This window comes from Mesorhizobium sp. M5C.F.Ca.IN.020.32.2.1 (assembly GCF_004023105.1).
Classification (GTDB): domain Bacteria; phylum Pseudomonadota; class Alphaproteobacteria; order Rhizobiales; family Rhizobiaceae; genus Mesorhizobium; species Mesorhizobium wenxiniae.
The window spans coordinates 1-5387 of the sequence record NZ_RZSX01000417.1; the positions used below are offsets into that span (position 1 = coordinate 1).

The 5387-nt window shown below is 64.0% G+C and carries 2 protein-coding genes; one reads left to right on the forward strand and one right to left on the reverse strand.

Annotation, left to right across the window (positions count from 1 at the left end):
• Nucleotides 1–25 precede the first annotated feature (25 nt).
• Nucleotides 26–2353 carry a PAS domain-containing sensor histidine kinase gene (locus EOA86_RS20390; RefSeq protein WP_065010437.1) on the forward strand — a complete coding sequence of 776 codons (2328 nt, stop codon included), beginning with the start codon at nucleotides 26–28 and terminating at the stop codon, nucleotides 2351–2353.
• Between the two features lie 92 nt (nucleotides 2354–2445).
• Here the strand turns inward: EOA86_RS20390 and EOA86_RS20395 are convergent.
• On the reverse strand, nucleotides 2446–5387 hold a 2942-nt coding region (locus tag EOA86_RS20395; protein WP_245497329.1), incomplete at its 5' end, for a bifunctional [glutamine synthetase] adenylyltransferase/[glutamine synthetase]-adenylyl-L-tyrosine phosphorylase.

Below are 5387 nucleotides of genomic sequence, written 5' to 3' on the forward strand. Positions count from 1 at the left end.
GATTTAAAATCGGGGAGAGCCATTTATGGCGAAGGCGGACGCGTGGGGCGCGCCCGGAGGGACAGCTTTTGAGCGGCGTGAGGCGAGAAGCGATGGTCTCGCCGGCAACGCGCGGCTCATCGCCGAACCCGCCTACCGACGGCTTCTGGCAGCCGAGCCATTGTTGCGCCGATCGATACCGGCCCTCATCATCATTTTCCTGGTCGTCATCGCGGCGCTGCGGTTCCTGTCGCTGATGAACGAGCGTGACGACGTGGAACGCGACGCCAAGGCGATCCTCTCGCTCGCGGCAGGCCAACTGGCCAGTTCGATTAGCGTGGATGCGAACTTGGGCTCAACGCCTGGCGCGACGCAGGACCTGTTGGAGGGCATCAGCCGTCAGGGCGCGATGGGCCGAAGCCACGTGCTTGCGGTCACCGACAGCGCGTTCAAGATCGTTGCCGTGACACCGCAATCGACCGGCTGGGAAGGGCGGTCGCTCGACGCCATCGCCCAGGGCGGTCAGCCGCTGTTCATGTTCGGCGACCGCGCCGGGGTAATGGAGGTCAGAATCGGCGGCCAGGACTGGTATGCGGCGGTGAGCCTGACAAACGGCAGGAACAGTGCTGCCGCAGCGCTCGTTCCGCAGGATGCGGTCTTCTACACCTGGCGCAAGACTGTTTCGCTCAACGTCACGCTGTTCGTGCTGACAGCCGGCGTACTGATCGTCATCCTCTACGCCTATTTCGGCCAGGCGGCGCGCGCCCAGGCGGCCGACCGCATTTATCTCGAAGCGCACCAGCGCATCGACATGGCGCTGGTGCGCGGCCGCTGCGGCCTGTGGGACTGGGACATGGTGCGCGGCAAGATGTACTGGTCGCGCTCGATGTACGACATGCTGGGCTATGAGCCCTGCGACGCAATGCTGTCGTTCGGCGAGGTCGACGAGATCATCCATCCCGAGGACGGCGACCTGTTCCAGCTCGCCAACAGAATCGTCGCCCGCGAGATCGATCACATCGACCAGGTGTTCCGGATGCGCCATGCCGACGGACAATGGGTGTGGATGCGCGCAAGGGCGCAGGTGATCGACCCGGAAGCGCCGGAGATCCAGCTGATCGGCATCGCCGTTGACGTCACCGAGCAGCGGCACCTGGCGCTGCGCTCCGAGGCCGCGGATCTTCGCCTGCGAACGGCCATCGAAAACATCAACGAGTCCTTCGTGCTCTGGGATTCCGCCCAGCACCTGATCATGTGCAATTCCAAGTACCAGCAGGACAACGGTCTGTCGGATCGCGACGTGATGCCAGGCGCCTCGCGCGCCGTTCTCGAAGATCGCATGCTTGCCTTCGCTTCGGAGCGCCGGCTTGCCAACACCAACGGTCAGCAAGGCGGCGTGACCTTCGAGCGGCAGCTTGCCGATGGCCGCTGGCTGCAGGTGAACGAGCTGCGGACCAGGGACGGCGGCACCGTCTCGGTCGGCTCCGACATCACCCAGATCAAGCTGCACCAGGAGAAGCTGGTCGACAGCGAGCGCCGGCTGATGGCGACGATCCACGATCTCAGCCTTGCCCGCCGGGCGGAGGAAGAGCGGTCGCGCGAACTGGTCGAGCTCAATCGCAAATACATGAAGGAAACCGAGCGCGCCGAGGCGGCGAACCGGGCCAAATCCGAGTTCCTGGCCAACATGTCGCATGAATTGCGCACGCCTCTCAACGCGATCATCGGCTTCTCGGAGCTGATGGAACAGGCGCTGTTCGGGCCCTTGGGTTCGCCGCGCTACGAGGAATATGCCACCGACATCAACGGCAGCGGCAAATATCTTCTGGGCGTCATCAACGACATCCTCGATATGTCGAAGATCGAGGCCGGCCAGTTCTCGATGGATCAGGAGGAAATTGACCTCTGTCCGCTGATGAGGGAAACGGTGCGCGTCATCTCGCTGCAGGCAGCGGAAAAGTCGATCACCGTCGAAACGCGCATCCCCGATTCCCTGACGCTGTTCGCCGACCGCCGGGCGATCAAGCAGATCATTATTAACCTGCTGTCGAACGCGGTGAAATTCACCGGCCAGGGCGGCCGCATTGCGGTAAGGGCCCGCAACACGTCCAGTGCTCTGGTCCTGACGATCGAAGACAATGGCTGCGGCATCCCCAAGGAGGCGCTGAGCAAGCTCGGGCGGCCGTTCGAACAGGTGCAGAACCAGTTTTCCAAGAGCCATGCCGGTTCCGGCCTTGGCCTTGCCATCTCACGCTCGTTGGCCGAGCTTCAGGGCGGCGCCTTGAAAATCCGCTCCACCGAAGGCACCGGCACGATCGTGTCGGTGCGCATTCCGATCAAGAAGTCGACGCAGCCGGTCAGGGCCGCCGCCTGACTTCTGTTGTCGTGAAGCGGTTGGAACTTTCGGAAACGCCGAACGGACAGCGCCCCCGATGCTTTTCGAAACAGCCGTTTGGCGTTGTGACGTCATGATCGTTTCGCACGAAGCAAAAGGTCGAAATCCTTTCTGACCTTTTGCGATGTCTCCTTGAGGTGCGCTTCCAGCACACCGAAATCCGGCAGGTCGGTAACCGCCAGAAGCAGATCCGAAAGCCCCGGCGGAACGTCGTCCCGTTCGAATACGCCGGTGATGCAGAGCCGCGTCATCTGGGTCAGCGCCAGATAAAGCGCATAAGCATCGCAAAGCTCTTGCCTGACCTGGACCTCAGCGAAATCCGGCGCCAGCCTCGACAGGACTTCCGCCGTCCCGGTGATTCGGCGGCCGGCTTCGACCTTTCCCGTGATCACCGCCACCTGCGCGATGAATTCGAGATCGATGAGACCGCCCGGAATCAGCTTGATGTCCCAGAGATCGCGTGGCGGCTTCTCCTTCTCGATCATCGTGCGCATCTCGGACGCCTCGGCCATCACCTTGGGGCTGTCGCGCGGCAGGGCAAGCACCGCCGCCACCTCGGCCTCGGCCTCGGTGCACAGCGTTTGATCGCCACCGATCGCGCGAGCCCTGGACAGCGCCATGTGTTCCCAGGTCCAGGCATCCTTGCGCTGGTACTTCTTAAAGGCATCGACATGGGTCGCCACCGGCCCCTTGTTGCCGGACGGCCGCAAGCGAAGGTCGAGCTCGTAGAGAACGCCCTCGGCGGTTGGCGCGGACACGGCTGATATCAGCCGCTGCGTTATCCTGCTGTAATAGTGGGCTGGGGCGAGCGGCTTGTCGCCATCGGATTCTTCGGCATCGGTGTCGTGATCATAGAGCAGGATAAGGTCGACGTCGGAGCCGGCCGTCAATTCGCGACTGCCGAGCTTGCCCATGCCGAGCAGCGCAACGGTGCCGCCGGCGATGCGACCGTGGCGCAGCGCGAACTCGGCGATGACCGCCTGCAGCGCCGCTTCGATGGTGAGATCGGCCAGATCGGAAAAGGCGCGGCCGGCGCGTGCCGGATCGATCGAGCCGGCAAGCAGCCTGACGCCGATTAAGAATTTTTGCTCGGACGCAAAGATGCGCAAGCGGTCGAGCACGTCCTCATAGTCTCTGTCGCCTTCGAGGAAGGCGGCGAGACGGCCGGACAGATAGGCGCGGTCCGGCAGTTCGGTCAAAAGGGCCGGATCAAGCAGGCCGTCAAACACGTGCGGCCGGCGCGTGATGATGGCGGCCAGCCGGGGAGCCGCGCCCATGATCGTCGCCAGCAGCTTCAGCAGAGCCGGATTGGACTGGAGCAGCGAGAAGAGCTGGATGCCGGCGGGCAGGCCGGCGAGGAATTCGTCGAAGCGCATCAACGCCTCGTCCGCCCGGCGCGTCTGACCGAAGGATTGCAGCAGCGCCGGCGTCAGTTCGGTCAGCCGCTCGCGCGCCTCGGCCGACTGGGTGACGCGATAGCGGCCGAAATGCCAGCCGCGGATAACCCGGCAGATGTCGCTCGCCCGCTGAAATCCCAGTCTCTGCAGGGTCTGCAACGTATCGGGGTCATCGACATCGCCGGTAAAGACCAGATTGCCGATGCCGGCCGAAAGCTCCGGCGCGGTTTCAAAAAGCGCGGCGTAGTGACGTTCGACCTGATGGAGTGCGGCGCGGAAGGCCTCGGCAAAGACGGCCGCATCGGCAAAACCGAGCATTCGGGCAATGCGTTCGAGCCCTTCGTCATCTTCCGGCAGTATATGGATCTGCTCGTCGGCGACCATCTGGACGGCATGCTCGACACGGCGCAGGAACCAGTATTGCCGAGCGAGCGCGTCGCGCGCATCGGCCGTAATCCAGCCGCGTGCCGCAAGCTGGCCAAGCATCGGCACGGTCTCGCGGCCGCGCAGCTCGGGGAAGCGGCCGCCGGCGATGAGCTGCTGGGTCTGGACGAAGAATTCGATCTCGCGAATGCCGCCGCGGCCGAGCTTGACGTTGTGGCCCTTCACCGCGATCTCGCCGTGGCCCTTGTGGGCGTGGATCTGGCGCTTGATCGAATGGACGTCGGCGATCGCCGCGTAGTCCATGTATTTGCGCCAGATGTAGGGCTGGAGGTCCTTCAGGAACGCAGCACCGGCGGCGAGATCGCCGGCCACCGGACGCGCCTTGATCATGGCCGCGCGCTCCCAGTTCTGGCCACGCGCCTCGTAGTAGCGCAGTGCCGCCTCGACCGGGATCGCCAGCGGCGTCGAACCGGGATCGGGACGAAGCCTGAGGTCGGTGCGGAAAACATAACCGTGTTCGGTGCGGTCCTGGAGAATGCGGACCAGCCGGCGGGTCAGGCGCGAAAACAGCTCCGTCGCATCGAGCGGATCGACGACGGCTGGCGCCTGCGGGTCGAAGAAAACGACGAGGTCGATGTCGGAGGAGAAGTTCAGCTCATGCGCACCAAGCTTGCCCATGCCGAGCAGGATCCAGCCCGACCGGCGCGCCGGATCCTCGGCGTCCGGAAGTTTGAGCTTGCCCTGTCCGTGCGCGTCGCGAAGCAGGAAGTCGACGGCAGCGCGGGTGCACGCGTCGGCAAGATCGCTCAGCCGCCGTACTGTGATTGCAGTTTCAGCCTCGCCTGAAAGGTCGGCCAGCGCGATCAGGATATGCGCTTCCGCTTTCCATTGCCGCAGCTCCATCATCAGGCTGTTTTCAGAAATGCCTTCCGCCCGCGCCGCCTTGTCGATCGCGGCGCCGATCATCGCCAACCGGGTCTCGACGGTCTCATCGAAAAGCGCATCAAGGATCTGCGGGCGGCGGCGCACGGTGCCCCGCAGGAATGGCGACAGATCGAACACTGCCGCGAGGAACTCCTGACTGGCGCCCTTGCCCGCGAGAAATTTCGCGAGCCGGGTAAGCCCCTCTTCCTGCGAGGCGGAAGTGATTTCCGACAATTCCCGCCTGGCGCGGTTCTGATCCAGGGGAGCGAGCTTTGCCGCCGGCTTCAATAGCCAGTTGGTCTGTTCCC

Coding starts and splice junctions, on each gene's coding strand:
- EOA86_RS20390 (WP_065010437.1), top strand. CDS start 26: ATGGCGAAGGCGGACGCGTGGGGCGCGCCCGGAGGGACAGCTTTTGAG.